We start from the raw sequence: 24,943 nt of genomic DNA on the forward strand, positions 1-24,943 counted from the left end.
CCTGGGTTTAACCTGCCTCATACCAGGCTTGGATCCAGCCTCTCCGGCTCCGACTCCGCGCCGCGTGCCAGAGCCGTGTCGAGCGCCTCCTGACCCAGGGCCGCCCGCACCGCGGCGGTGATCCGGTCGACGTCGCCCCGTTCCCCGGCGGGGAGCGGCGCGCCCGAGGCCGCCCGCAGCGCCGCCGCCCGGCCCAGCAGCAGCGCCGCCTCCTCGTGGCGTCCGTCCAGAGCACGCGCGCCCGCCAGCCCTTCCAGCGCGAGCGCGGTGGCCCGCGGATCGCCGACCCTGCGGGCCGCTCTGAGCCCCTCCAGTTGCAGCTCCAGGGCGGCGGTCGCGTCGCCCCGCTGCTCGGCCGCGAACCCCAGCTCGGCCAGGATCAGCGCCGCCCCCGGCTCGCCGGCCACCTCCCTGACCCAGCCCAGCCAGGCCCGCAGCCGCCGCTCGGCCTCGTCGAGGCGCCCCTGCCGCCGCGCCGCGAGCGCCAGGCCCAGCTCCGCGAACTCCTCGGCCGGACGGTTCGACTGCTCCACGGCCAGCCGCCTGGCCCGCTCGTGATAGTCGTCGGCCCGCGCGTGGTCGCCCGTCAGCAGGGCGATCCGCCCCAACCGGGACAGCGCGTCGGACACCGAGCTCCACAGCCCGAGCTCCTCCGCCATCCGCAGGCCGTCCGCGCGCAGCTCGGTGGCCCGCTCGTAGTCGCCGGTGATCTCGGCGAGCGTGCCGAGGTTCTCGGCGGCCCGCAGCTCGCCCCACCGGTCGCCGAGCTCCCTGAACAGCGCCAGCCCCCGCTCGCCGTCCCGCCGCAGCGCCGCCAGGTCACCGCGGGTGGCGGCGTAGCGGGCCAGCACGTTCAGCGCCGCGCCGGTGCCCCACTTGTCACCCAGTTCCTGGAACGTCTCCAGCGCCCGCTCGATCAGGGCCCGGCTGGCCGACAGATCGTCGTAGCCGAACATCGCGTACCCGATGAACCACCGCGCCCTGGCCCGCGCCGACCGCCCTTCGATGGCCTCGAACACCTCGTCGTCCGGCGGCCGCAGCCATCCCGCCAGCATCCGGAGCCCGGCCAGCCACACCCTCGCCTGCGCGGCGCCGGGCCCGGCGGCGTCCGGGACGGACAGCGCGGCCTCCAGCGCCCGCTGTCCCTCGCCGAGCCTGCCGCGCAGCACCCAGTACCAGGCCATGGCGTTCACCAGCCGCACCGCCTCGCCGGGCCGGGCCAGCCGCACCGCCGTCTCCAGCGCCGCCCGCAGGTTGGCGCTCTCGGCGTCCAGCAGCGCGAGCGCGTCCCGCTGCCCGTGCCCCCGCAGGTACGGCTCCGCCCGCTCGGCGAGCGCCGTGTAGTACGCGGCGTGCCTGAGCCGCACCTCGTCCAGCTCGCCGGCCTCCTCCAGCCGTTCCAGGCAGTAGGCCGAGACCGACTCCAGCAGCCGGTACCGCGGCTCGGCCCCGGGCGCCCGCACGCGGACGACCAGCGAGCGGTCAACGAGCCTGGCCAGCACGTCGAGGACGTCCACGCCGGGGTCGGCGGACACCTCCTCGGCGGCCTCCAGCGTGCTCCCGTCGGCGTGCGCGGCCAGCCGCCGGAGCACGACGCGCTCGGGGCCGGTCAGCAGCTCCCAGCTCCAGTCGATCATCGCCCGCAGCGTCCGCTGCCTGGCCGGAGCCCCGCGCAGACCCGATGCGAGCAGCCTGAAGCGGTCGTCCAGCCGGTCGGCGAGCTGGCGCGGCGTCAGCGCCCGCATCCTCGACGCGGCCAGCTCCAGCGCCAGCGGCAGGCCGTCCAGGCGGGCGCAGATCTCCGCCACGTCCGCGTCGGGCTCCACCCCGGCCCGCGCCGCGAACAGCTCCACCGCCGCCTCGCGCGTCAGCGGCGGCACGCTCCACAGGGCCTCGCCCCCGATCCGCAGCGACTCCTGGCTGGTGGCGAGGATCCGCAACCCGGGAGCGGCCTGGAGCAGCCGCCCGGCCAGCGCGGCGACCTGCTCGACGACGTGCTCGCAGTTGTCCAGCACGAGCAGCGTCTCCCCGCCCGCCAGCGCCCCCGCGATCCGCTCGACCGCGCTCTCGTACGGAGCGCCCGGCCCGGCCGTGTCGTCGCGCAGGCCGAGCACGGCCGCGATCGCCTCGGCCACCTCGACCTCCGCCGCCCGCGGCCGCAGCGCGGCCAGCTCGACCAGCCACACGTCCCCGCCACCCGTACCCGAGGAGGCGGCCAGGGCCAGGCGGGTCTTGCCGACGCCGCCGGGGCCGGTGAGCGTCACCAGGCGGCCGGCCCGCAGCAGCGAGCGGACCTCGGCCACCGCCTCGTCCCGGCCCACCAGGCTCGTCAAGGGCGCGGGGAGGTTGCCGCGGGAGCGCGCGACCGGGCCCAGGGACGGGTCCTGCCGCAGGATCGCCTGGTGCAGGGCCGCCAGCTCCGGCCCGGGGTCCAGGCCCATTTCCTCCGACAGGCGCCGCCGCAGCTCCTCGTAGCCGGTCAGCGCCTCGCTCTGCCGCCCGGCCAGGTAGAGGGCCCGTACGTGCGCGGCGCGCAGCCGTTCGCGCAGCGGATGTTCGGCCACCAGTGAGGCCAGCTCGGCCGCGAGCAGGACGTGCTCACCGAGCCCGAGCCGCGCCTCGGCCAGCTCCTCCAGGGCCGCCAGCCGCTGCTCGCCCAGCCGGGCCACGGCCGCCAGGGCGAACGGCTCGTCGGCGAACTCGGCGTAGGCGTCCCCACGCCACAGCCCGAGCGCCTCGCGCAGCAGCGCGGCCCGCTCCTCCGGGCCGGAGGCCCGCTGCGCGCGCCCGATCAACGTCTCGAACAGGCCGGCGTCCACGGAGGCCGGCTCCACGTGCAGCACGTACCCGGGCGCCCGGTACGCGACCAGCCCGCCGACCGCCCGGCGCAGCTGCGACACCTTCACCCGGAGGGCGCCGGACGCGTTCGCCGGGGGACGGTCGCCCCAGAGGTCCTCGATCAGCCGGTCCGCGGAGACGGGGCGGCCGGCGTGGATCAGCAGGTCGGCGAGGAGCGCCCGGACCTTGACCTCCGGCACCTTGACCGGCTCCCCGTCCGCGGTCCACACCGCGAGCGGGCCCAGCACCCCGAACCGCATCCCGCCCCCATAACCGACTCCGAATCAGACCATAACCGCGCACCTGGAGGGTGAACGCATCACTCCTACTCAGAGAGAACACTGAAATGTCGGAAAATATCTCCGTGCTCGGCCTCGGTCTCATGGGCACCGCGCTTGCGGCGAGCCTCATCGAGGTGGGCCACCGCGTCACCGTGTGGAACCGTACGCCGGCCAAGGCCGACCCCCTCGTCGCCAAGGGCGCGACCCGCGCGGCCACCCCGGCGCAGGCCGTCGAGGCGAGCCCGCTGGTGATCATCTGCCTGCTTGACTACCCCTCCGTCCTGGAGACGCTCAGGGACGTCCCGCTGGCGGGCCACGTCGTCGCCAACCTCACCACCGGCCGCCCCGCCGAGGCCCGCGAGATGGCGGCCTGGGTGGGCGAGCGCGGCGGCGACTACCTGGACGGGGGCATCATGGCGGTGCCTCAGATGATCGCCAAGCCGGGGGCGCTCATCCTCTACAGCGGCTCGCAGCCGGCGTTCGAGCGCTATGAGCAGGCGTTCGGGGCCATGGCCGGGGCCCGCTACACCGGCGACGACCCCGGCATGGCCCCGCTGCTCGACCTGGCCATGCTGACCGGCATGTACGGCCAGATGGCCGGCTCCCTGGAAGCCCTCGCCCTGGTGAGGTCGGCGAAATACCCGTTGACGGAGTTCACCGCGGAACTGCTGGTCCCGTGGCTCAACGCGATGGGCTCGATGCTGCCCCGCTGGGCGGCGGAGATCGAGTCGGGCGACTACCGGACCGAGGTGTCCAACCTGGAGGTCAACAGGGCGGGCATGGAGAACCTCGTCCGCGCCTTCGAGGAGCAGGGCGTCAAGCCGGACCTGCTCCTGCCCATGAAGACCGTCATCGACCGGCGCGTGGCCCGCGGTCTCAGCCACGAGGGCCTGTCGGGGCTGGTGGAGGAGCTCTAACGCGGAGGGACTCTGGAGGGGAGGGGCTCAGGCGGGGTGGGGCTCTAGTGGGGAGGGGCTCTAGCGGGGGCGGAAGGCGGCCAGGGGGATGGAGATCCACGACGGGCGGTTACGGGCCTCGTAGACGACCTCGTACACCGCCTTGGACAGCTCGAACGCCCGCAGCAGCGCCGCGTCGCTCCGCGAGATCACGCCGCCGCCCTCGGCGTAGCCCTCCAGGAACGCCGCCCGGTTGCGGTCCGCCCACTCCTGGGCCCGCGGCTCCAGCCGCTCGGCCTGGGAGTGGCCGGCCAGCAGGTGCCTGGCCGCGTAGTCGAACGAGCGCAGCATCCCCGCCACGTCCCGCAGCGGCGAGTACAGCGCCCTGCGCTCGGCCAGCGGCTGCCCGGGCTCGCCCTCGAAGTCCAGCACCACCCAGTCCGTGGGCGTGCGCATGACCTGGCCCAGATGGAAGTCGCCGTGAACCCGCTGCACGGGCACCTCGTGGGTGAGCAGCTCCACCTGGTGGTAGGCGTCCTCGATGGCGGTCACATGCCGGCGCAGCTCGGGCACCTCCGCGGCGGCCCGGCCCAGTTTCCGCCGGAACGCCTCGGCCATGCGCTTGACCTCGTGCGACTCGATGACGTCCGTGGGGAAGGCCGCGGCCAGCTCGTGGTGCACCCGCGCGCTGGCGCTGCCGAGCCGCAGCGACTCGGCCGCGAAGTCGCCGCCCGCCTCGGCCGCCGGCACCTCGGGCAGCGACGCGTACAGGTCGCGGACGCTGGCCAGGGCGAGGTCCCAGCCGTCGTTGGCGTTGGACAGGAACTCCTGCATGAAGCCGAGCGTGGTGTCGGTGCCGTCGAGGTCCGTCTCGATCCACCCGTACGGCTGCGCGACGTGCGGCGCGCCCCTGGCCGCCAGCGCCGTGACGATCTCCAGCTCGGGGTTGACGCCGGGGATGAGGCGGCGGAAGAGCTTGCAGATGTACGCGTCTCCGAACACGAGCGAGGTGTTGGACTGCTCGGCCCCCAGCACCAGGCTGCGCTGGGAGGTGTCGATGGCGGCCTCCGGCACGTGGCGCAGGCGCAGGCCGTTGCCGCTCACGTCGTGGGCCATGCCTTCGAGGAGCCAGCTCATGCGCTCGGAGTCGTGGACGGCGTCGTAGAGGTAGGTGTCGCCGATGGTGCCGATGAGGGCGTGGGAGAGGCGGTCGGGGAGCTCTGCCCGCTCGCCGAGCAGGATCTGGTAGCGGTCGCGCGAGCCTTCCTGCCACACGGCGACGATCAGATGTCTGAGCCCGGACGTCAGTTCGACGTCCGATTCGATCGACAACTCGTCGATCACCCGCCCCTTGCCGCCGAACCAACGCTGACGACCGATCCATGCGGCAAGGGGCTCGCTCAGCACGTCCTACTCCTCCTGGGTGATGGCCGGCGGGAGTGTGAACCAGTAGAACCCATGCCCAGGAAGCGTCAAAAGATACGGTAGTTCGCCAATTGCCGGGAATGGGACCCCACCCATCGTCTCCACGGGGGAGACGCCGACGAATCTCCGCAGGTCAAGCTCGACCGGCTGGGGGAAGCGTGACAGATTGTTCACGCAGAGCATCCGGTCGTCCCCCAGCTCCCTGACGAACGCGAGCACGCTGGGGTTGGAGGAGTTGAGCTCCGCGTAACCGCCCAGCCCGAACACCGGGTGCCGCTTGCGGATCTCGATCATGCGCTTGGTCCAGTGCAGCAGCGAGCCGGCGTTGCGCTGGTGGGCCTCGACGTTGAGGCCCTGGTAGCCGTAGATCGGGTCCATGATGACCGGCAGGTAGAGCCGGCCGGGGTCGCAGTCGGAGAAGCCGGCGTTGCGGTCGGGGTCCCACTGCATGGGCGTGCGCACGCCGTCGCGGTCGCCGAGCCAGATGTTGTCGCCCATGCCGATCTCGTCGCCGTAGTAGAGCACGGGGGAGCCGGGCAGCGACAGGAGCAGCGCGGTGAACAGCTCGATCTGGTTGCGGTCGTTCTCCAGCAGGGGCGCCAGGCGGCGGCGGATGCCGACGTTCGCCCGCATGCGGGGGTCCTTGGCGTACTCGGCGTACATGTAGTCGCGCTCCTCGTCCGTGACCATCTCGAGCGTCAGCTCGTCGTGGTTACGGAGGAAGATCCCCCACTGGCAGTGCTCCGGAATTTTCGGCGTTTGCGCCAAGATTTCGGAAATGGGGTAGCGAGACTCCCGGCGTACGGCCATGAAGATGCGCGGCATCAGCGGGAAGTGGAAGGCCATGTGGCACTCGTCCCCGCCGCCCACCGGGTCGCCGAAGTACTCGACCACGTCCGACGGCCACTGGTTGGCCTCGGCGAGCAGCACCCGGTCGGGGTAGATCCGGTCGATCTCGGCCCTGATCCGCTTGAGGTACTCGTGGGTCCTCGGCAGGTTCTCGCAGTTGGTGCCCTCCTCCTCGAAGAGGTACGGCACCGCGTCCAGCCGGAACCCGTCGATGCCCAGGTCCAGCCAGAAGCGCAGGACCTCCAGCATGGCCTCCTGCACGTCCGGGTTCTCGTAGTTGAGGTCCGGCTGGTGGTGGAAGAAGCGGTGCCAGTAGTACTGGCCGCGCACCGGGTCGTAGGTCCAGTTGGACGTCTCGGTGTCGATGAAGATGATCCGGGCGTCCTGGTACTTCTCATCGGAGTCGGACCAGACGTAGAAGTCGCCGAACGGCCCCTCGGGGTCGTGGCGCGAGGCCTGGAACCACGGGTGGGCGTCGCTGGTGTGGTTCATGACGAGGTCGGCGATGACGCGCATGCCGCGTTTGTGCGCCTCGTCCACGAGCTTCACGAAGTCTCCCAGGTCCCCGAACTCGGGCAGGATCTTCATGAAGTCCGCGATGTCGTAGCCGCCGTCGCGCAGTGGCGACTCGAAGAGCGGCAGCAGCCAGAGGCAGTCGACCCCGAGCCACTGGAGGTAGTCGAGCTTGTCGATGAGACCTCTGATGTCGCCCGTCCCGTCGCCGTTGGAGTCGGCGAAACCCCGGATCAGGACCTCGTAGAAAACCGCGCGTTTGTACCAGTACGGATCGCGCGGCTTTTCCTCGTCAAAGGTGTTGGGAATGGGTGTGGTTGAGCTCATGAGCCACTCCGGGAGTGGCTCATGACGGAGGCGCTTTCACACACGTTGAAGACTCCCCGCTGAATTCAGTTCTTACCGTGGAGCGGCTCGGACGGTGAGGATATGGGCAGGCTGGATGTGGGGATCGAGGCGTACGTAGTTGCTCTGCCGCCAGCGGTACGACTCACCCGAGAGTTCGTCGTCCACGACGAACTCGGCGTTCCAGTCGAGTCCGATGGCAGGAAGGTCAAGTTCTACGGTCGCCTCGTGGGTATGGTGCGGATCCAGGTTGACGACCGCCAGCACCACGTCGCCCGGCCCGTGCCTGCGCGTGGCCGGATCATAGGCGCCGGGAAGCCGCTTCGAGAAGCAGACGATGTCCGGCTGGTCGACCCTGTGGATCCGTAGATTACGCAATTCCTGCAGTGCGGGATGCGCTCTTCGGAACAAATTCAGGTGGGTGATGAAGGGCGCCAGGCTCCACCCCTCACGTTCGGCGGTAACCCAATCACGAGGTTTGTACTGATATTTCTCGCTATCGAGGTATTCCTCGCTGCCGGGGCGTACCGGAATGTTCTCTATAAGCTCATATCCGGAGTAAACCCCCCAACTCGGCGAGCCGAGCGCCGCCAGCACCGCCCTGATCTTGAAGGCGGGGATGCCGCCGTGCTGCAGGTATTCGTGCAGGATGTCCGGCGTGTTCACGAAGAGGTTGGGGCGCACGTAGGTGGGAGTCTCGTGGGAGAGCTCCATGAGGTACGACTCCACCTCGGGCTTGGTGTTGCGCCAGGTGAAGTACGTGTAGGACTGGTGGAAGCCGACCTTGCCCAGCATGCGCAGCATCGGGGGCCTGGTGAACGCCTCCGACAGGAAGATCACGTCGGGGTCGGTGGTGTGCACGTCGGCCAGCAGCCGCTCCCAGAACCCGACCGGCTTCGTGTGCGGGTTGTCCACCCGGAAGATCCGCACGCCGTGGGCCATCCAGCGCATCAGCACCCGCTTGACCTCGGCGTAGATGCCCTCGGGGTCCTTGTCGAAGTTGACCGGGTAGATGTCCTGATACTTCTTCGGCGGGTTCTCGGCGTAGGCGATGGAGCCGTCGGCCCTGATCGTGAACCACTCGGGGTGCTCCTTCACCCACGGGTGATCGGGCGAGCACTGGAGCGCGAGGTCGAGCGCGATCTCCATGCCCAGCTCTTTGGCGCGGCCGACGAACACGTCGAAGTCCTCGAACGTGCCCAGGTCGGGATGGATGGCGTCGTGGCCGCCGTCCTCGGAGCCGATGGCCCAGGGGGAGCCGGGCTCGTCGGGCTCGGGACTGAGCGTGTTGTTGCGGCCCTTGCGGAACGTCGCGCCGATGGGGTGGATCGGCGGCAGGTAGACGACGTCGAAGCCCATCTTGGCGATGGCGGGGAGGCGCTTGGCAGCAGTCTGGAAATTTCCGGATTTGGAGATGCCGAGCTCGTTGACGACCGCGCCTTCCGACCTGGGGAAGAACTCGTACCAGGAGCCGTACAGCGCCCGGCGCCGGTCCACCCTGATCTTGTTCGACTTGGACCTGGTCACCAGCTCCCGGAACGGGTGCGACTCCAGCAGCGCGGCCGTCTCCGGCAGTTGCGCGATCGACAGCCGGGCCCTGGGGTCCAGGTCCTCGTCGCGCAGCGTGGCGGAGACCGACAGCAGGGCGGCACGGTGCCCGCAGGCGCTGTCGCCGTTGCCGTTCCCCTTGGAGCGGCCGTTCGAGCCGCCGTTGGAGCCGTTCGAGCCGTTCTTGGGCTTGCCGTTGGGGCAGTCGGCCGTGCGCACGGCCTTCGCCGCCCGCTCGAACAGCCGGGCGCCCTCCTCGCACATCAGATCGACGTCCATGCCGCGCGGGATCTTGATCTCGGCGTCGTGCAGCCATGTGCTGATCGGGTCGCTCCAGGCCTCTACCCGGAACAGCCAGTCACCCTCGGCGGGAAGGGAGACCTCCACGCCCCAGCGGTCGGTGCCGGGGGCGAGCTCGCGCATCCGTCTCAGACGGGCACGCTGCCCATCGGGCGAGGTGAGCACCACGCCCGCGGCCACGGCGTCGTGGCCCTCTCTGAACACGGTCGCCGAGACCTCGAAGGTCTCGCCGGCGACCGCCTTGGCGGGCCACTGCCCGCAGTCGACGACGGGGGAGATGTCCGTGATGGGAATTCGTCCGATCATCGCATTCAAGGGTTGGCGACGGCGCGCTCGGTGCCGCCGGAGGCTTTCCGTGGGTGCAGACTCCGCGTCCCGGCGATGGGCCGCTGGAAGCGAACCACCGTGGTCGGAACGATCCTTGCATGTAAATTGTGGACAGCAGCGGATAGACCTCCCGAGTGTGTCCGCGGGAGTGCCAACATTCAGGAAAGTTGCCCCAATCGTCCGTCTTCATGCTTGTTCCCGGAAGGGGTTTGAACGGTCTTCTTGGGGGTGAAGGACTGAGAGGTCCCTCCTAGCCCGTAGGGTGCAGAAACGTGAGAGCAATCCGCCGGTTTACCGTCCGCACCGTCCTGCCCGCGGAGCTGGCCGCCCTCGGCGAGCTCGTCCATAATCTCCGCTGGTCCTGGCACCCGGAGACGCTGGACCTCTTCGCGGAGGTGGACGCCGCCCTCTGGGAGCAGGTGGGGCACGACCCCGTGGCCCTGCTCGGCGCCGTCACCCCCGCTCGGCTCAGCGAGCTGGCCGCAGATCGCCGCTTCCTGCGCCGCCTCGCCGACGCGGCCGACGACCTCCGCGAATACATGACCTCCCCGCGCTGGTACCAGACGCTTCCCGACGGGGCGCGGGCCATCGCGTACTTCTCCCCTGAATACGGCATCGCCGCCGCCCTCCCGCAGTATTCGGGCGGCCTCGGCATCCTGGCCGGAGACCACCTCAAAGCCGCCAGCGACCTGGGCGTGCCGATCCTCGCGGTCGGCCTGCTCTACCGCCACGGCTACTTCACGCAGTCGCTGTCGCCGGAGGGCTGGCAGCTGGAGCACTACCCGTCGCTCGACGCGGGCGGCCTGCCGCTCAGCCTGCTGAAGGACGCCGCCGGCGAGACGGTCAAGATCCGCCTCGCCCTGCCGGGCGAGCGCGAGCTGCACGCGCAGGTGTGGGTGGCGCAGGTCGGACGGGTGCCGCTGCTGCTGCTCGACTCCGACGTGGCCGAGAACGACACGGCCGCCCGCGACATCACCGACCGCCTCTACGGCGGGGGCACCGACCACCGGCTCATGCAGGAGCTGCTGCTGGGCGTGGGCGGCGTGCGCGCCATCAGGGCGTACTGCAAGATCACCGGGCATGCCGACCCCGAGGTGTTCCACACGAACGAGGGGCACGCCGGCTTCCTCGGCCTGGAGCGCATCCGCGAGCTCACCGAGGCGCGGCTCTCGTTCGACGAGGCGCTGGAGGCGGTGCGGGCGGGCACGGTGTTCACCACGCACACGCCCGTCCCCGCGGGCATCGACAGGTTCCCCGTGGACATGATCGAGCGCCACTTCGGCGGCGCGAACGCCTGGCCGACCGTGCCCGTCGAGCGGATCCTGGCACTGGGCGCCGAGGCCGATCCCACCCGGTTCAACATGGCCGTCATGGGCATGCGGCTGGCCCAGCGGGTCAACGGCGTCTCCGTGCTGCACGGCAAGGTCAGCCGGGAGATGTTCAAGGATCTCTGGCCCGGATTTGACGTGGACGAGGTGCCGATCGGGTCGATCACCAACGGCGTGCACGCGCCCACCTGGGTCGGCAGGGAGCTCATGGAGCTGGCCGAGCGCGAGCTGCCCTCGCTGCTGGAGCGGGCCCGCGGCTGGGAGGGCATCCAGAAGATCTCCGACGCCGACCTCTGGCAGATCAGGGGCACGCTGCGGCAGCGGCTCGTCGAGGGCGCCCGGGTGCGCCTGCGCAGGTCGTGGCGGGAGCGCGGCGCCTCGGACGCCGAGCTCGGGTGGATCGACGACGCGCTCGACCCCGACGTGCTGACCATCGGCTTCGCCCGGCGGGTGCCGTCCTACAAGCGGCTGACGCTGATGCTGCGCGATCCCCGGCGGCTCACCGAGCTGCTGCTCGACCCGGAAAAGCCGGTCCAGATCGTGATCGCCGGCAAGGCGCACCCCGCGGACGAGGGCGGGAAGAAGCTGATCCAGCAGATCGTCAAGTTCGCCGATCAGGCGAACGTGCGCCACCGCATCGTCTTCCTGCCCGACTACGACATGGCGCTCGGCCAGCTCATGACCCAGGGCTGCGACGTCTGGCTGAACAACCCGCTGCGCCCCCTGGAGGCGTCCGGCACCTCGGGGATGAAGTCCGCGCTGAACGGCGGGCTCAACCTGTCGATCCGCGACGGCTGGTGGGACGAGTGGTACGACGGCACCAACGGCTGGGCGATCCCGACCGCCGACGGCGTGACGGACCCGGACCGGCGCGACGAGCTGGAGGCCGCCGCCCTCTACGACCTGATCGAGCACGAGGTGTCCGACCGGTTCTACGACCGTCCCGTGGACGGGCTGCCGCGGCGCTGGCTGGAGATGGTCAAGCACACGCTCACCTCGCTGGGCCACAAGGTGCTGGCCGGGCGCATGCTGCGGGACTACGTGGTCGACCTGTACAACCCGGCCGCCGCCGCGGCCAACGCGCTGTCGGCCGACTCGTACGCGGCCGCGAAGGCGTTCGCGGCCTGGCGGGTCCGGGTCACCAGGGCCTGGCCCGGGGTGCGCGTCGAGCACGTCGAGGCCTCGGGCGTGGGCGACACGCCTGAGGTGGGCGCCTCCATCGAGCTGCACGCCACGATCGCGCTCGGCGACCTGGAGCCTGACGACGTGCTGGTCGAGGCCGCCTACGGCAAGGTCGGGCCGCACGACGAGCTGATGCGTCCGACGTACGCGAAGCTGACCGTCGCGTCGGCGGGCGACGACGGCCGGGCCCACTACACGGGCACGGTGCCGCTCGACCGGACGGGAGCGTTCGGATATACCGTGCGCGTCGTTCCCTTCCACCCGCTCGTGGCCACCCCCGCCGAGCTCGGCCTGATCGCCGTGCCGGAGGAGCCCGTGGGCATGACAAATGGCACATTGCGTTAATCAGGGGCACCCGCGAACGGCATATCGCGTTAAACGGACGGCATAATCAGGACGTGGACGACAGCGGGAACGGCATGCGGGCCGACACTCTGGTGGCCACGGTCCGCGGTGTGCTGCCGTCCCTGACGCCGGCCGCGCAGACCGTCGCCCGGCTCATCCTGGAGGACCCCGCGACGGTGGCCAGGAGCACCATCACGGAGCTCTCCGCCGCCTCGGGCACCAGCGAGGCCACGATCGTGCGCACGGCGAGGCTGCTCGGGTTCGCGGGATACCCGCAGCTCCGGCTGGCCTTAGCCGCTGCCGCCGCGCAGCCCGACCGGCTCGTGCCCGGCGACCTGGCACCGGACGACCCCTTGTCGGAGGTCATCCAGAAGGTCGCGCGGGCCGAGTCGGAGGCGATCAACGACACCGTGGCCCAGCTGACCTCCGAGCGGCTGGGCCTGGTCGTGGACGCCATCGTGGGTGCCCGGCGGATCGACGCGTACGGCGTGGGCGCCTCCGGGCTGGTGGCCGAGGACGTCGCGCAGAAGCTGCTGCGCATCGGGCTGTCCAGCCATGCCTTCCAGGACGCGCACCTGGCGCTGACCAGCGCGGTGCTGCTCAGGGAGGGCGACGTCGCGATCGGCATCAGCACGTCGGGGGAGACGCCCGACGTGATCGAACCGCTGACCCGGGCCAAGGAGGCCGGGGCCACCACGGTCGCCATCACGAACAACCCGCGCTCGTCCATCGCGGAGCTGGCCGAACACGTGCTGATCTCCGCCGGGCGCGAGACGGAGTTCCGTCCCGGCGCCCTGGCCAGCCGGATCAGCCAGCTCCTCGTCGTCGACTGCGTGTTCGTCGGCGTCGCCCAGCGCACGTACGACTCCTCTCAGGAGGCGCTCGCGAGCACCAGGCGCGCCGTCAAGGAGTTCACCCGGAGAACGTCACCTGCACGTCGTCAGCCTTGACGAACATGACGCGGTGGCCGAACTGGATCTGCAGGTACTTCGTCTTGCCCCGGACCACCTTGTGGTCCTGGTCCATGGTGAAGGTGACCGCCCGGTAGTACTCCGCGGGCGCCGCTCCGGCGAGCGTGTACTTCTCGCCTGCCGAGAACGTGTACTGCAGCGGGGTCACCGCCTGGTACGGGATGTCCGCCGGGTACGCCTCCTGCTCCGGGTACGCCCTGCCGTACACCGGGACGGTGGCCTTGCCCGGCTTCGGGGTGACCACGAGGCCGGCCGACGGGACGGCGGTCGGCGCGCTCGCCGGGTTGAGGAACCACGCCTTCTGACCCAGGTACCAGATGGCCGTCCAGTCGCCCTGGCGCTCGGCCACGGCGAAGCGCTGGCCGGTGGTGGCGCGGGCGCTGTGGTCGTACACGCTGTAGAGGGACTCGCCCGTGGGGTGCTTGCCGATGTCCTTGACCAGCGGCGCGTCCACCCTCGGCTCGGTGCGCAGCCAGACCGTGCTCGCGGGGAGCGGCGGGCAGGCGTTCTCCGGGTTCTTGCGGTCACACCCGTAGAAGTACGGCTTGTTCGTCGCGAAGTCCGGCTTGATCATGACCGAGCCGGAGTTGGGCCCGCCGAACCGGTGCAACGGGGCGCCCATCAGCTGGAAGTAGTGCGCCCAGTCCCAGAACGGGCCCGGGTCCTCGTGCATCTGCTTCACGGTCGTGGGCAGCGTGCCGGGGACGTTGTCGTGGCCCAGGATGTGGGCGCGGTCGAGCGGGATGCCGTACCTGAACGCCAGGTAGCGGACCAGCCGGGCGCTCGAGCGGTACATCGCCTCGGTGTACCAGGTGCTGCCCTCGGCCAGGAAGCCCTCGTGCTCGATGCCGATGGACTTGGCGTTGACGTACCAGTTGCCGGCCTGCCAGGCGACGTCCTTGCCCTTGACGTGCTGGGCGATGTGGCCGTCGCTGGACCGCACCGAGTACTGCCAGCTGGCGCCGTACTTCGGGTCCTGGTTCAGGCGGATGGAGGAGTCGAAGTATCCCTCCATGTCATGGATGATGATGTATTCGATCTTCTGGCTGAACGGCCGGTTCGCCAGGTCGTAGTGCCCGTAGTTGTTCGGGGGCAGCTCCTGGTAGGCAGCCGGGATCCACTCGCAGGAGACGGTGATCGGGCACTCCACGCCGTCCTTCCTGGACGGGCGCAGACCGAGCTTCTCCAGCCACTTCTCGATCTTCTCCAGGTCCGGCACGGCCGGGAGCGCGACCCGCTGCCCGTCGTCCGTGGTGCGCGCTTCGCCGTCCTTGATCGTCGCGAACACCTCGTCGGCGAAGAACTTCGCCGCCCCGTCCTCCCGGGCTCCGGAGTACTTGGCGACGGCGCCGTACCACTCGCCGGGGTTGTCGCTCAGCGGCGCGCCGAGCGCCTTCTGGTAGTCGGCGAGCAGCGCGGCGCCGCCCCGGATGTTGGCGGCGTCGTCCGTACGCAGTCGCTCGTGGGTCTCGCCGGTGAGCTCCGCGGCCTTCTCCATGGTGCGGAGGGAGGCGGGGATCGCGACGGAGGACTGCTGGGGTTCGGGGGCGGGCAGGGGCCGGTTCTCGTCGCCCCGGGCATCCTCCTCTCCGTCGCTGTGATGGTTGGAGGCGGTGTACGCGGTGGCGTCGGTGAGATGCATGGGCCCGAACCCGGCGTCGTTGGACGGCTGCCCGGCATGGGCCTCCCACCGCGACTCCAGGTAGGACACGCCGAGCAGGACGCTCTCGGGGACCTTGAACTCCTGCGCGGCGGCCGCGAAGGCCTGCTGCCGATCAGCGGGCTCCTGGGCGTGAGCTGGAACGATGCCAGAAGTTAAGGGCAGCGCGGCGACCGCGGAGATCGCCAATAGGCGGCGCATGAACCACTCCTTGGGGCTGGGGGCACCTGGTGCAGATCAGCGTCTCAACATTTTCCTTCGTAAGCGAGATCTTTGCGAAGAGATTCTTCATCGCTTAACGCGGATCACCTGACGGCGGCCTGCACGGTGAGGGTGCCCGCGGCCGTGTCGATCGTGGCCTCCGTGCCGATGGGGATGGTCGGCGGGTTGTCGCCGTGCCCGGCCGGCAGGCCGCCGAGAATCGGGACGCCGAGCCGGTCGAGGTGGTCGCGCAGCACGTCCACGACGCCCCAGCCGCCCAGCGTCGGGTCGCCGTCGTCCTGCTCGTACCCCAGGAACTGCCCGAGCGCGATGCCCCGAACGCCGTCGAGCGCTCCCGAGCGGGACAGCTGCGTCAGGGTGCGGTCGACCTCGCCCAGACCCGTGCCGCGGTTGTCCTCCAGGAAGAGGATCGCTCCCTCCAGGCTGGGCAGCCCGGCGCCGACCTGCGTGCGGACCGCGCTCAGGTTGCCGCCGATCAGCGTGCCCGTGGCGCTGCCCGCCGCGCCGACCTGCGCGGTGACCTCGGACGGGTCGCGGTGGACGGTGACGGGGTCGGTGGTCATCAGCGCGCGGCGCAGCGCCTCGGCCGACGCCGGTCCCGTGACGGACGCGTTCCAGTTGACGAAGGGGCCGTGCAGGCCCGCCAGGCGGCAGTGCCGCCACACGGCCAGGTGGAGGTGGGTGATGTCGCTGAAGCCGATCACGGGTTTGGGGTCCCGCGCGAGCGCGTCGAAGTCCAGGTCGTCCACGATCCGGTACGCGCCCTTGCCGCCCCTCGTCGCGAACACGGCCCGTACGCCCGGATCCCGGAAGGCGTCGTTCAGGTCGGCGGCGCGCTCCTCGTCGCGGCCCGCCATGTAGCCCCACTGGTCGAAGACGTGCTCGGCCAGCTCGACCCGGAGCCCCCACGAGGTGAGGAGCTCGACTCCGGCGGCGACCAGGTCGGGGTTGGGCGGGGAGGCGGGGGAGACGACCCGGACGCGATCGCCGGACATCAGGCGGGGAGCTCGTAAGGTGTCCATCGCCTGGCACCTTATTGGGTGGGCTTTATTGGGTGGACCGGCTGCGATGATCGTGCGAGGCTCGCCTCGTGTCGGACTACTACCGTGACCTGGCCGTCGACTACCACTGGATCCTCGCCGACGAGGTCGTGAATCCCCCGGGCGTGATCGGCGGCACGTCCGTCTCCCGCCGGGAGTTCATCCAGGCCGTGGTCGACGCCCTGCCGCCGGGCGCCCCCGTGCTCGACTGCGCCTGCGGCATCGGGGCGGACGCCATGGCGCTGGCGCACGCCGGGTTCCGGGTGACCGCCACCGACGGCAGCCCGCAGATGGTCGCGGAGGCGCGCCGCCGCGTGCCCGCCGGCGTGGAGCTGCTCACGTCCCGGTGGGAGGACCTGCCCGCCGCCGTGACCGGGCCGTACGAGCTGGTGCTGTGCCTGGGCAACTCCCTCGTCCACACGGGGTCGCGCGAGGCCATGGTGGCGGCGCTGTCGGGGATGCGGCAGGTGCTGTCCCCGACCGGCACGCTGATCGTCGACTCCCGCAACTGGGAGCTGCTCTATCGCGAGCGCCGGCGGATCGTGGTCGGCGACCGGGTGCGCGAGCGGGGCGGCGTACGGTCCACCTGCGTCTACGTCTGGACCTTCCCCGAGAGCTTCGACGAGCCGTGCCTGGCCGAGATCCTGTTCGTCCAGGAGCACCCCGACGGCACGCTCAGCCACCACCGGCACACCATCGACTTCCTGCCGTTCACCCCCGCCGACCTGGAGGCGCGGCTGGCCGAGGCCGGGTTCACCGTCGTCGGCTCGTCCTACCGTCCCGAGAACCCGCAGTACGCCATCGCGGCCAAGGCAATCGCGGCTTAGGGGGTTCGCGGCTAAGGGGATTCGCGGCTAAGGGATGAGCACGACCTTGCCCGTCGTACGCCTGCTTTCGAGCGCGGCGTGGGCGGCCGCCGCCTCCGCGAGCGGGAACGTCTGCACGGCAGGCGTCAGCGTGCCGTCGGCGAGCGCCGCCAGCGCCCTGACCTCGTAGTCCGGCCGCGTGTTCGGCTCGCCGAGCAGCAGCATCAGGGCGTTGATCACGGTGAGGCCGCGCTCCTCCACCGCCCGGGGGTCCGGCTGGAACTCCTGCCGGGAGGCGTTGCCGATGGTGACGTAGCGGCCGCCGTCGGCCAGCAGCCCGAACGCGGCCCGCGCCCTGTCGCCGCCGACCCCGTCGAGCAGGGCCGTGACCGCGCGGCCGCCCAGCTCCCTGGCGACGGTCTCCTCCCAGCCCGGCTGGTCGTAGTCGACGGCGAGGTCCGCCCCGAGGTCGCGTACGGCCGCCGCCTTCGCGGCCCCGCCCGCCGCGCCGACCACCCTGGCGCCGAGGCCGCGCGCGTACTGGACGATCAGGCGCCCGATGCCGCCGGCCGCCGAGGTCACCAGCACGACGTCGTCAGTGGTCAGCTTGGCCACGTCCAGGAACTGCAGCGCCGTCACCCCGGTGACGACCATGGCCACGGCCGTCTCGTAGCCGGAGGCGATCGGATGCACGGACGTCACGTCCGCGACCGCCAGCTCCGCGTAGCCGCCGGGGCGGCCGTGCGCGGTCACCACATCTCGCCCGATCCAGGACGGATCCACCCCGGGACCCACCTGGTCCACGCGTCCGGCCACCTCGCCGCCGAAGATCGCCGGGAGCTCCGGCAGCGGCGGCGTCATGCCACCGGTCGCCCCTGACCGCATGGTCGTCTCGATCAGGTGCACCCCGGCCGCCTTGACGGCGATGCGAACCTGGCCGGGCCCCGGCTCGGGGTCGGGCACGCTCTCGTAGCGGAGGTTCTCGGCGGGGCCGAAGGTGTGCAGGACGACGGCATGCATGGCGCACTCCCGGAGACAGCGGTCAACTCGTCTTCCGAGCCTGCAACCTCAACCTTGCTTGATGTCAACCGGTCACAGGAAGCCGCGGCCGGCGGCGGCGCGGGCGTACCCCTCGACCCCCATGAGGCGCTGCACCCGCGCCCCGGCCCCGGGCCACACGCTCGCCAGCCCGGCCGCGACGCGGACGGGCAGCGGCGCGACGTCGATCTCGGCGGCGTCGGTCAGGATGGCCCGGCACACCGCCCGCGCCACGTGCAGCGGGCTGCGCGTCATCCATGGGGGCACGGTCAGCGAGGTACGGGTGAGCATCCCGGCGTCGCGCACCAGCCCCGGGCAGATGACGGAGACGCCGACGCCGTAGGGCGCCAGGTCCATCCTGGCCGCATGCCCGAACCCCCGCAGGCCATGCTTGGTCGCGTTATATACGGCTAGATGCGGATGCGCCATCTTCCCGCCGATCGAGCTCATGAACACCAGGTGGCCGCGCCCGTTGGCCACCATCCGCTCGGCGGCCAGGCGGGCCATCACGAGCGGCACGCGCAGGTTGAGCTCCAGGTAATGGTCGATCTCGTCGAGGTCGTGATCGGTCATCCGCGCGGGAGCGATGACCCCGGCGTTGGCCACCAGGATGTCGACCGGTCCGGCCTGCTTCATCATCTTCGCGATGGCTTTGCGGCCCGTCAGGTCGGCGGGGACGGCCCGCCCGCCCACCTCCGTGGCCAGCGTCTCCAGCACGCCGGCGTCGCGGCCGGTCAGGACCAGGTGCACGCCGTGCCTCGCGAGCGCGCGGGCCGTGGCCTGGCCGATGCCGCCGCTGGCGCCCGTGACCAGGGCGGTCGTGCCCGCCAGTTTCATCGGTCCTCCCGGAACGGGATGAAGACGAGGGTCGCGTTGTGCCCCCCGAAGGCGAACGAGTTGGACAGCACCGGCCCGGGAACGACGGGGCGCGGCGCGGTCACGACGTCGACGGGGCAGGCCGGGTCCCGGTGGTCGAGGTTCGCGGTGGGGTGGATGGTGCGCTCGATCAGGGTCAGCACGCTGATCACGGCCTCGATCGCGCCCGAGGCCCCCAGGGCGTGGCCGATCACGCTCTTGCTCCCCGTGACGGGCACCGCGTACTCGCCGAACAGCCGCGCGATGGCCCGCGCCTCGATCTCGTCGTTGAGGCGGGTGGAGGTGGCGTGCGCGTTGACGTGGACGACGTCGGCCGCCGCGACCCCGGCGTCGGCCAGCGCGTGACGCATGCAGCGGTACGCGCCGCCGCCCTCGGGGTCGGGGGCCGTGAGGTGATGGCCGTCGGACGTCCGGCCGTACCCGCTCAGCTCGGCGTACACGTGGGCGCCCCGGCGCAGCGCGTCCTCCAGCCGTTCCAGCACGAGGAACGCCGCGCCCTCACCCAGCACGAACCCGTCGCGGTCGGCGTCGAAGGGCCGGCTGGCGCGTTCGGGCTCCGACGCGCGGCGCGACAGCGCCCCCACCCGCCCGAACCCCACCAGCGCGCTGGCCTGCACCCCCGCCTCCATGCCGCCCGCCAGCACCACATCGGCCGTCCCGTCGCGGACCAGCCGCATGCCCTCACCTATGGCGTGGCTGCCGGAGGCGCACGCGGTCGCCACCGACATGCTCGGGCCGAGGAAAGCGTGCCGAATGCTGATCTCGGCGGCGGCGGCGTTGTGCATGCTCATGGGGATGTGCAGGGGGCCCGGCCAGGCGCGTCCGCGCTCGTCCAGGGTGCCGAAGGCGAGCTCCTGGGTGGCGACACCGCCGTACCCGGTCCCGGTCACGACGGCCCGGCGCTCGGGCGCCGCCGCCATCTGGCCCGCATCGGCCAGGGCATCGGTCGCGGCGCAGAACGCCAGCCGCGTGACCCGGTCCATCCGGCGGGTGTCCCTGGGCTTCACGTAGCCGTCCAGGTCGAGGTCGGGCACCTGGCAGGCGAAGTCCACCGGCAGGCCCTCGGCGTCGAACGAGGTGATCGTACGCGCCGTCGACCGGCCGGCCAGCAGGGTGTCCCACAGCTCCTGGGGATGGGCGCCCGCTGGGGTACGCACGCCCATGCCGGTGACGGCGACCCGGGCGCGCACCGGACCTCCGCTGGATCGCATGTCCCACATGGAAACGATCATCGCACGCATTGTCACGAAAGGTAGCGCGACAACTCCGTAGTGTCGCGGCCGTTCACCCCCACCCTCAACCCCGCCACACCGGCACCCGCCGGCCTTCAGCGCCGGTCACCGTCCGCCGAGAACCTCCAGCCCTTCACTGCCGGTCACCGTTTCCCGAGAACCTCCAGCCTCTCGATGCCGGGAGTCCTGGAGGCCGTCACCAGCGCAGCAGCACGGTCCCTGCGCTGACCCCGCTGGCCACCCCCACGAGCGCAACCAGATCGCCCCGCTGCACCCGGCCCGACTGGACCGCCTGGTGCAACTGCACGGGGATCGTGGAGGCGACGAGATTGCCGTGCTCGGCGATGGTCACCACCACCTTCCCCGGCGGGATCCCGGCCGCCTCGCAGAAGGTGTGCAAGGACGACAGGGACGCCTGATGCACGCAGATCGCCGCCATGTCGTCCCAGTCGAGCCCGCGCTCGGCCAGCGGCGCCCGCAGCACGGACCGGTCGAGCTTGTGCACCCCGACGGCCAGCCCCACGGGGTCCACGGTGAACGCGCCCACCTGGTAACCGGCCGAGATGGAACGCGTGACCGGCAGGACGGCGGCGTCCCAGTGTGCCGAGCTGGCACAGAACCGGTGCCCCAGCACCCCGGGCACCGCACTGGCCTCCAGCAGCAAGGCCGTCCCCGAGTCGGAGACGGTGTAGGAGGGCCCGGCGGCGACGAAGTCCGCGTCCGACTCGACCTGCCAGCGGATGGCCGGAGTGGCGACCTCCCCGCACACGATGAGGACCGTACGGTAGCGGCCGGCCGTGATGAGCGTGTCGGCCAGCTCGACCGCGTTCAGAACGCTGTTGCATGCATTGCGTACATCGAATACCGGGCAGCTCGCCCCCAGCTCGGCGGCCACCATGTGCGCGGTGGCGGGCTCGACGGCGTCGACGGTCACCCCCGCATAGATGATCAGGTCTATGACGGGCGGGACATGCCCGGTCTGCTCGAGCAGTGTGCGGGCGGCGGCCGCGGCCATCCCGGCGGCCGTCTGACCGGGAGCGGCCACGTGCCGCCGCTCCACGCCGCTGGCTTGCTCGATGACGCCGAGGGGGATGTGCGTGCCCGGATTACGGGCGGCCAGTAGCTTCTCCAGCTCCGGCGTGGTCAGGCTCTCCTCAGGCAGGTGCACCGCCACCCCGGCCACGTGGGCGTACCGCCTTGGGTACGGCTCGGACTGCGCGGCCACGCCCATCCCCCCTCAAGATCAGGTGCTGCTCAGGATAGGTACGCGGCCCCGCGGGCGCCCGTCACGACCCTCGAAACTTGATCAACTCCTTAACGGCGGGTTCCGCGTCACGAGTGCCCATTTATCGGGCGACCGGCCACGCTAAGTGACAAGACCGCTACGAGGAAAGGGCCCGGTGTGAGCGACGAGGAGATCTTGACCGTGGTGCGCGACCGCTGCGTCAGCATCCTGAAGGTCCACCCGAGCCGGGTCACGCTGGACGCGCGGCTCCGCGAGGACCTGGAGGCCGACAGCCTGGACCTCGCCGAACTCCACGTCGCCATGGAGGACACGTGGGGCCCGATGCCTCGCGAAACCCTCATCGGCGTACGCACGATCGCCGACGTGCTCACCCGAGCCCGCCTCTTGGCCGTGGCGCGTACGTGAAGCACGCTCCCGCTCCCTCGCCTGCTGACCGCGACGTGCGTGAGGGGCGCTCTCGCTCCCTCGCCCCCTGGCTGGGTGGGTCCTCGCGTTTGCCCGCGGTCCGCCCGGGGCGTGCGCGCAGGCGCTGGGGGTGCCCTCTCGTTGAGACGCGGGCACGGGTGCGATGAGCGTCGGCGCCTCATCGGCGACAGCACGAATTTGATCTTCTCGTCGGCTACGAAGGAAGCAACATGTACAAGCACGCTCTGACCGCGACCGCCATCGGCGCCGCTCTGCTCTCAGGCCCGGCCGCCACCGCCGACACCCTGCCGAAAGTCTGCGTGAACATCCCGGTAACGGCCATCGCCCAGTCCTTCATGGATTTCGTCACCACGGGCGATCTGGCCATTCCCATGGAAAAAATTGCGAAGGGAGACCAGATTTCCCCTTCTGACTTCTTCCGCGGCAAGCTGCTGAAAGACGTGACCATCCTGGAGAGAACGTCGTGTTGATTTGCCCGCCGCCTCGTTGAGTGTTTTCGTACCGCCTGCCGCTGTACCGGCTGAAGCGTCCTTGCGCCGGTCGCCATCGCGGGCCAGAGCTGCCCCTCGCATCGGCCCTAAGGGAGCGGGTGAGCGGTTGCTTGCCGCAGGTCAGGCGACGGCGACGGTAACCCGAATCGGGCAGCCTCATCCGGGCTGAGCCCAGCATCCCAGGCACCATCGTCAACCCCGGCGTCGAGTTCGTGCGGATGGCGCATGACGTGACCGCGTCCCCCCGCTGCATCGGTGACCGTGGCGGTGTCGCCGCGTCGACGGATCACATTCAATCACTCAGGGTTTTCGCGTGCTTGTGGGATCAAAAGGTGCTGCCAGCGTTCGGCTGTCTGGAGTATGTCCTCGCCGGTACGTCGAAGGAATTCACCCACGAATTCACAGCGCGCTCCGGCTGGGGTCGTGGCGCCCAGGATGCGTGCCCCGTCGCGGGCGGTCTCGGCCAGCAAGAAGTTTCGCTGCGCACTCGCCAGGAACGACCGGTACCAAAGAGCGTTGTCGACGCTGTACAACTCGCGACGGCTCCGCGGGTCGCGGTCGCGCCTGATCAGCTCCTGTTCCTCCAGGTAGGCGACGGCGGTGGAGATCGAGGCCGGGCTGACCTGGAGGCGCCGGGCGAGGTCCTTGGCCGTGAGCGCGCCGGTGTCGGTGATGTAGAGGCAGGCCAGGACCCTCGATGCCATCCGCTGCACACCCGTCTGCACCAGGGTCTCGACGAGGCGCTCCGCGAATTCGCGCATCTCCTCGGGGTCGCGGCCGTACGCCGTGTTGGCGGCCGGGGGCGCTGATCGCGGGGTCTGCCGGCGGCGGCGGGCACGTCGTTCGGTCGCCTGGTGCGCCCGCTCGGCCCGGTACGCTCCCGGACCGCCGTTGCGGCTGACCTCCCGGCTGACGGTGGAGGTCGGCCTGGACAGGCGCCGGGCGATCTCGGCGTAGCCGAGCCCGTTCGCCAGGCCTGCGGCGATGTCCCGGCGGTCCTGTTGGGTCAACCTGCCTCCCGGCATCGGCGCTCGCCTCCTGGTGGTCCTGTCCCTGTGATCTGGCGATCCAGTATTGCCTTCGATCGCACCCCATTGCAATAGAGGCAAGCTTGAGAGTTGCATTCAGCTTCAGGTCCATTGCAATTATTAGTGCCATCTAGCTGCGTAGGTGACGGATTTTCGGCGCGGTTCTGATTGACAAATACTTGAACGCAACGTAGCTTTTGGCTTCGAGTGAACGCGTACTATCGCGAATGACGGGATGATGAAGCCTTTGCCGACGTCGCGACCGGTCGCGAGCGTGGGGCTGTTGGCACCGCTGACGCCCGGGGCGGGGTTCGACCGCGCCTGAGCGTTCAGCGTCGAACGCCCAGCGCCGTTGCTCGCGCCAGATCTCCGTCGAAGCGGCTCCCAGCGAGCCGTGGCCCCGCAGGACGTAGCAGCACCGTCAGGCCCGCAGCAGCGGCCCGGCACGCCGAACCGGAAGGAAACCGACATGACCCTCACAGCGCCCACCGGCGTGACAGCGAGAGCGCTGGCGCCGGATCTGGCACGCGGCTTCATGCTGCTGCTGATCGCCCTGTCACACGCGCCGGCGTTCGTCGGCGACTGGGACGCGGGGCCCGCCGCGCTCAACACCGCGGCGAAGTTCATCAAGTCGCTGCTCGCCGACAACCAGGCCCGCGACATGTTCGTGTTCCTGTTTGGCTACGGGCTCGGGCAGTTAGCCCACAGCCGGCAGGCCAGGGGCGGCGACTGGGCCTCGATCCGGAGCCTGCTGCGACGCCGGGCGCTCTGGCTGATCGTCATCGGCTTCCTGAACACGGTGGTGCTCGTGCCCATCGACATCATCGCGGTGTACGGGCTGACTCTGCTGGTGCTCGCGCCCCTTGTGCGAGCGCGGGATTCGGTGCTGTGGTGGACGGGCCTGCTGATGCTCGTCCCCGCGACTCTCCTGCTGGCCTGGCAGAGCGTGGTGGCCCAGGCGAAGCCGGTGAACATGGCGGAGTTCATGGAGCCCACGTTCGCCGCGCACCTCGTCGCCGCCATTCCGTCCTGGCCGGTGGAGACCGCGATCTCCACCATCATGGTGGTGCCGGGCATGATGCTGGGCATCTGGGCCGCCAGGCGCCGGTTCCTCGACGAGCCCGAGCGGCACCTGCCGCTGCTGCGCCGCGTCACCGTGATCCTCATCGGCGTGGCGGTGGCGGGCAGGCTGCCCGCGGCGCTGCTCGCGGCCGGCGTGTGGACGCCCACCTCGGTCCCCGTCAGCTGGGCGGTCGCCGTGGCGCACGACCTGACCGGGTACGCGGGCGGCATCGGCATGGCCGCCGCCGTCGGACTCGTCGCGGTCAAGGTCCGGCCCGGCCGGCTCACCACGGCCCTGGCGGCGCTGGGGCAGCGGTCGTTGACGTTCTACCTGTTCCAAGCCGTGGTCTGGGTGGTGCTCTTCTACCCGTTCACGCTGGGCCTGCGCGACGGCGTGAGCTTCGCCGCCACCTTCGGGATCGCCGTCGGGGTCTGGCTGCTGTCGATCGTGCTGGCCGAGTGGTTGCGCGCTGTCGGCCACCGGGGCCCGGCGGAGGTGTTCCTCCGGCGGATGTCGTACGGCCGCCCCAAGCGGTGAGGCGGCCCGGCTGTGCGTGGAAGGTGACCAAGGCGAGGTCCGACCAGGACCCTGCGACGCTGGAACAGCGGGTACTCCCACCTGGAGCAGGCACGTTGCAGAGTGTCCACGGAATGAGAGGAAATCATGA

At 70.8% G+C, this 24,943-nt stretch carries 18 protein-coding genes; 7 read left to right on the forward strand and 11 right to left on the reverse strand.

Annotated features, from left to right (window positions below):
• Positions 1-17 precede the first annotated feature (17 nt).
• Entirely contained in the window at positions 18-3,098 is a 3,081-nt protein-coding gene (locus tag ABZX61_RS48365) for a BTAD domain-containing putative transcriptional regulator (protein ID WP_355205361.1), read from the reverse strand.
• Between the two features lie 104 nt (positions 3,099-3,202).
• Here ABZX61_RS48365 and ABZX61_RS48370 point away from each other — a divergent pair, with 104 nt between their 5' ends.
• The gene (locus ABZX61_RS48370; protein ID WP_355205364.1) at positions 3,203-4,036 is read left to right on the forward strand and encodes an NAD(P)-binding domain-containing protein; all 834 of its coding nucleotides are present in this window, start codon (positions 3,203-3,205) and stop codon (positions 4,034-4,036) included.
• A 60-nt stretch (positions 4,037-4,096) separates the two neighbouring features.
• Here the strand turns inward: ABZX61_RS48370 and ABZX61_RS48375 are convergent, their stop codons facing one another.
• From ABZX61_RS48375 to ABZX61_RS48385, 3 genes are all read right to left on the reverse strand, one after another.
• A complete protein-coding gene (locus ABZX61_RS48375) occupies positions 4,097-5,422 on the reverse strand; it encodes an aminoglycoside phosphotransferase (protein WP_355205367.1) in 1,326 nt (441 codons plus the stop codon).
• A gap of 3 nt (positions 5,423-5,425) precedes the next feature.
• Positions 5,426-7,129 (reverse strand): maltose alpha-D-glucosyltransferase, encoded by a 1,704-nt coding sequence (gene treS / locus ABZX61_RS48380; RefSeq protein WP_355205370.1) that lies wholly within the window; start codon positions 7,127-7,129, stop codon positions 5,426-5,428.
• 72 nt (positions 7,130-7,201) lie between these two features.
• Positions 7,202-9,301, reverse strand: a complete 2,100-nt coding sequence (locus tag ABZX61_RS48385) for an alpha-1,4-glucan--maltose-1-phosphate maltosyltransferase (RefSeq protein ID WP_350729491.1) — start codon at positions 9,299-9,301, stop codon at positions 7,202-7,204.
• Between the two features lie 293 nt (positions 9,302-9,594).
• Here ABZX61_RS48385 and glgP point away from each other — a divergent pair, with 293 nt between their 5' ends.
• Both glgP and ABZX61_RS48395 read left to right on the forward strand, forming a co-directional pair.
• The gene (gene glgP, locus ABZX61_RS48390) at positions 9,595-12,177 is read left to right on the forward strand and encodes an alpha-glucan family phosphorylase (RefSeq protein ID WP_355205373.1); all 2,583 of its coding nucleotides are present in this window, start codon (positions 9,595-9,597) and stop codon (positions 12,175-12,177) included.
• A gap of 53 nt (positions 12,178-12,230) precedes the next feature.
• Complete coding sequence (locus tag ABZX61_RS48395; RefSeq protein ID WP_350729495.1) at positions 12,231-13,127, forward strand: MurR/RpiR family transcriptional regulator; 897 nt, start codon at positions 12,231-12,233, stop codon at positions 13,125-13,127.
• Here ABZX61_RS48395 and ABZX61_RS48400 read toward each other — a convergent pair.
• On the reverse strand, positions 13,090-15,009 hold the full coding sequence (locus ABZX61_RS48400; protein WP_355205376.1) for an N-acetylmuramoyl-L-alanine amidase: 1,920 nt from the start codon (positions 15,007-15,009) through the stop codon (positions 13,090-13,092). The genes ABZX61_RS48395 and ABZX61_RS48400 overlap by 38 nt on opposite strands.
• A 104-nt stretch (positions 15,010-15,113) precedes the next feature.
• Entirely contained in the window at positions 15,114-16,052 is a 939-nt protein-coding gene (locus tag ABZX61_RS48405) for an LD-carboxypeptidase (RefSeq protein WP_355205379.1), read from the reverse strand.
• 68 nt (positions 16,053-16,120) lie between these two features.
• Here ABZX61_RS48405 and ABZX61_RS48410 point away from each other — a divergent pair, with 68 nt between their 5' ends.
• On the forward strand, positions 16,121-16,897 hold the full coding sequence (locus ABZX61_RS48410) for a methyltransferase domain-containing protein (protein ID WP_355205382.1): 777 nt from the start codon (positions 16,121-16,123) through the stop codon (positions 16,895-16,897).
• Positions 16,898-16,924: 27 nt separating this feature from the next.
• Here ABZX61_RS48410 and ABZX61_RS48415 read toward each other — a convergent pair whose 3' ends face one another.
• From ABZX61_RS48415 to ABZX61_RS48430, 4 genes are all read right to left on the reverse strand, one after another.
• Positions 16,925-17,896 (reverse strand): zinc-binding dehydrogenase, encoded by a 972-nt coding sequence (locus ABZX61_RS48415; RefSeq protein WP_355205387.1) that lies wholly within the window; start codon positions 17,894-17,896, stop codon positions 16,925-16,927.
• Between the two features lie 72 nt (positions 17,897-17,968).
• Positions 17,969-18,751 (reverse strand): SDR family NAD(P)-dependent oxidoreductase, encoded by a 783-nt coding sequence (locus ABZX61_RS48420; protein WP_355205390.1) that lies wholly within the window; start codon positions 18,749-18,751, stop codon positions 17,969-17,971.
• Entirely contained in the window at positions 18,748-20,022 is a 1,275-nt protein-coding gene (locus ABZX61_RS48425) for a beta-ketoacyl-[acyl-carrier-protein] synthase family protein (protein ID WP_355205393.1), read from the reverse strand. The genes ABZX61_RS48420 and ABZX61_RS48425 overlap by 4 nt, the downstream gene beginning before the upstream one ends.
• 196 nt (positions 20,023-20,218) lie before the next feature.
• Positions 20,219-21,247, reverse strand: coding sequence for a 3-oxoacyl-[acyl-carrier-protein] synthase III C-terminal domain-containing protein (locus ABZX61_RS48430; protein WP_355205396.1), 1,029 nt, complete (start codon positions 21,245-21,247; stop codon positions 20,219-20,221).
• Positions 21,248-21,424: 177 nt separating this feature from the next.
• Here ABZX61_RS48430 and ABZX61_RS48435 point away from each other — a divergent pair, with 177 nt between their 5' ends.
• Both ABZX61_RS48435 and ABZX61_RS48440 read left to right on the forward strand, forming a co-directional pair.
• The gene (locus ABZX61_RS48435; RefSeq protein WP_355205399.1) at positions 21,425-21,673 is read left to right on the forward strand and encodes a phosphopantetheine-binding protein; all 249 of its coding nucleotides are present in this window, start codon (positions 21,425-21,427) and stop codon (positions 21,671-21,673) included.
• Positions 21,674-21,903: 230 nt separating this feature from the next.
• A complete protein-coding gene (locus ABZX61_RS48440; RefSeq protein WP_355205402.1) occupies positions 21,904-22,164 on the forward strand; it encodes a hypothetical protein in 261 nt (86 codons plus the stop codon).
• A 317-nt stretch (positions 22,165-22,481) separates the two neighbouring features.
• On the opposite strand, the gene ABZX61_RS48445 is transcribed toward ABZX61_RS48440, so the two are convergent.
• Positions 22,482-23,195, reverse strand: a complete 714-nt coding sequence (locus ABZX61_RS48445; protein WP_355205405.1) for a helix-turn-helix domain-containing protein — start codon at positions 23,193-23,195, stop codon at positions 22,482-22,484.
• A 487-nt stretch (positions 23,196-23,682) separates the two neighbouring features.
• On the opposite strand from ABZX61_RS48445, the gene ABZX61_RS48450 reads away from it, so the two are divergent.
• On the forward strand, positions 23,683-24,813 hold the full coding sequence (locus ABZX61_RS48450) for a DUF418 domain-containing protein (RefSeq protein WP_355205407.1): 1,131 nt from the start codon (positions 23,683-23,685) through the stop codon (positions 24,811-24,813).
• Positions 24,814-24,943: the final 130 nt, after the last annotated feature.

The sequence above is a fragment of the Nonomuraea sp. NPDC003709 genome (assembly GCF_040610775.1).
Taxonomy (GTDB): domain Bacteria; phylum Actinomycetota; class Actinomycetes; order Streptosporangiales; family Streptosporangiaceae; genus Nonomuraea; species Nonomuraea angiospora_A.

Excerpts from the sequence above, each read along its gene's own strand:
- ABZX61_RS48415 (WP_355205387.1), bottom strand. The coding sequence starts at position 17,896 with ATGCATGCCGTCGTCCTGCACACCTTCGGCCCCGCCGAGAACCTCCGC.
- ABZX61_RS48420 (WP_355205390.1), bottom strand. The coding sequence starts at position 18,751 with ATGAAACTGGCGGGCACGACCGCCCTGGTCACGGGCGCCAGCGGCGGC.
- ABZX61_RS48365 (WP_355205361.1), bottom strand. The coding sequence starts at position 3,098 with ATGCGGTTCGGGGTGCTGGGCCCGCTCGCGGTGTGGACCGCGGACGGG.
- ABZX61_RS48440 (WP_355205402.1), top strand. The coding sequence starts at position 21,904 with ATGTACAAGCACGCTCTGACCGCGACCGCCATCGGCGCCGCTCTGCTC.
- treS (WP_355205370.1), bottom strand. The coding sequence starts at position 7,129 with ATGAGCTCAACCACACCCATTCCCAACACCTTTGACGAGGAAAAGCCG.
- ABZX61_RS48385 (WP_350729491.1), bottom strand. The coding sequence starts at position 9,301 with ATGATCGGACGAATTCCCATCACGGACATCTCCCCCGTCGTCGACTGC.
- ABZX61_RS48450 (WP_355205407.1), top strand. The coding sequence starts at position 23,683 with ATGACCCTCACAGCGCCCACCGGCGTGACAGCGAGAGCGCTGGCGCCG.
- ABZX61_RS48405 (WP_355205379.1), bottom strand. The coding sequence starts at position 16,052 with ATGGACACCTTACGAGCTCCCCGCCTGATGTCCGGCGATCGCGTCCGG.
- ABZX61_RS48400 (WP_355205376.1), bottom strand. The coding sequence starts at position 15,009 with ATGCGCCGCCTATTGGCGATCTCCGCGGTCGCCGCGCTGCCCTTAACT.
- ABZX61_RS48425 (WP_355205393.1), bottom strand. The coding sequence starts at position 20,022 with ATGATCGTTTCCATGTGGGACATGCGATCCAGCGGAGGTCCGGTGCGC.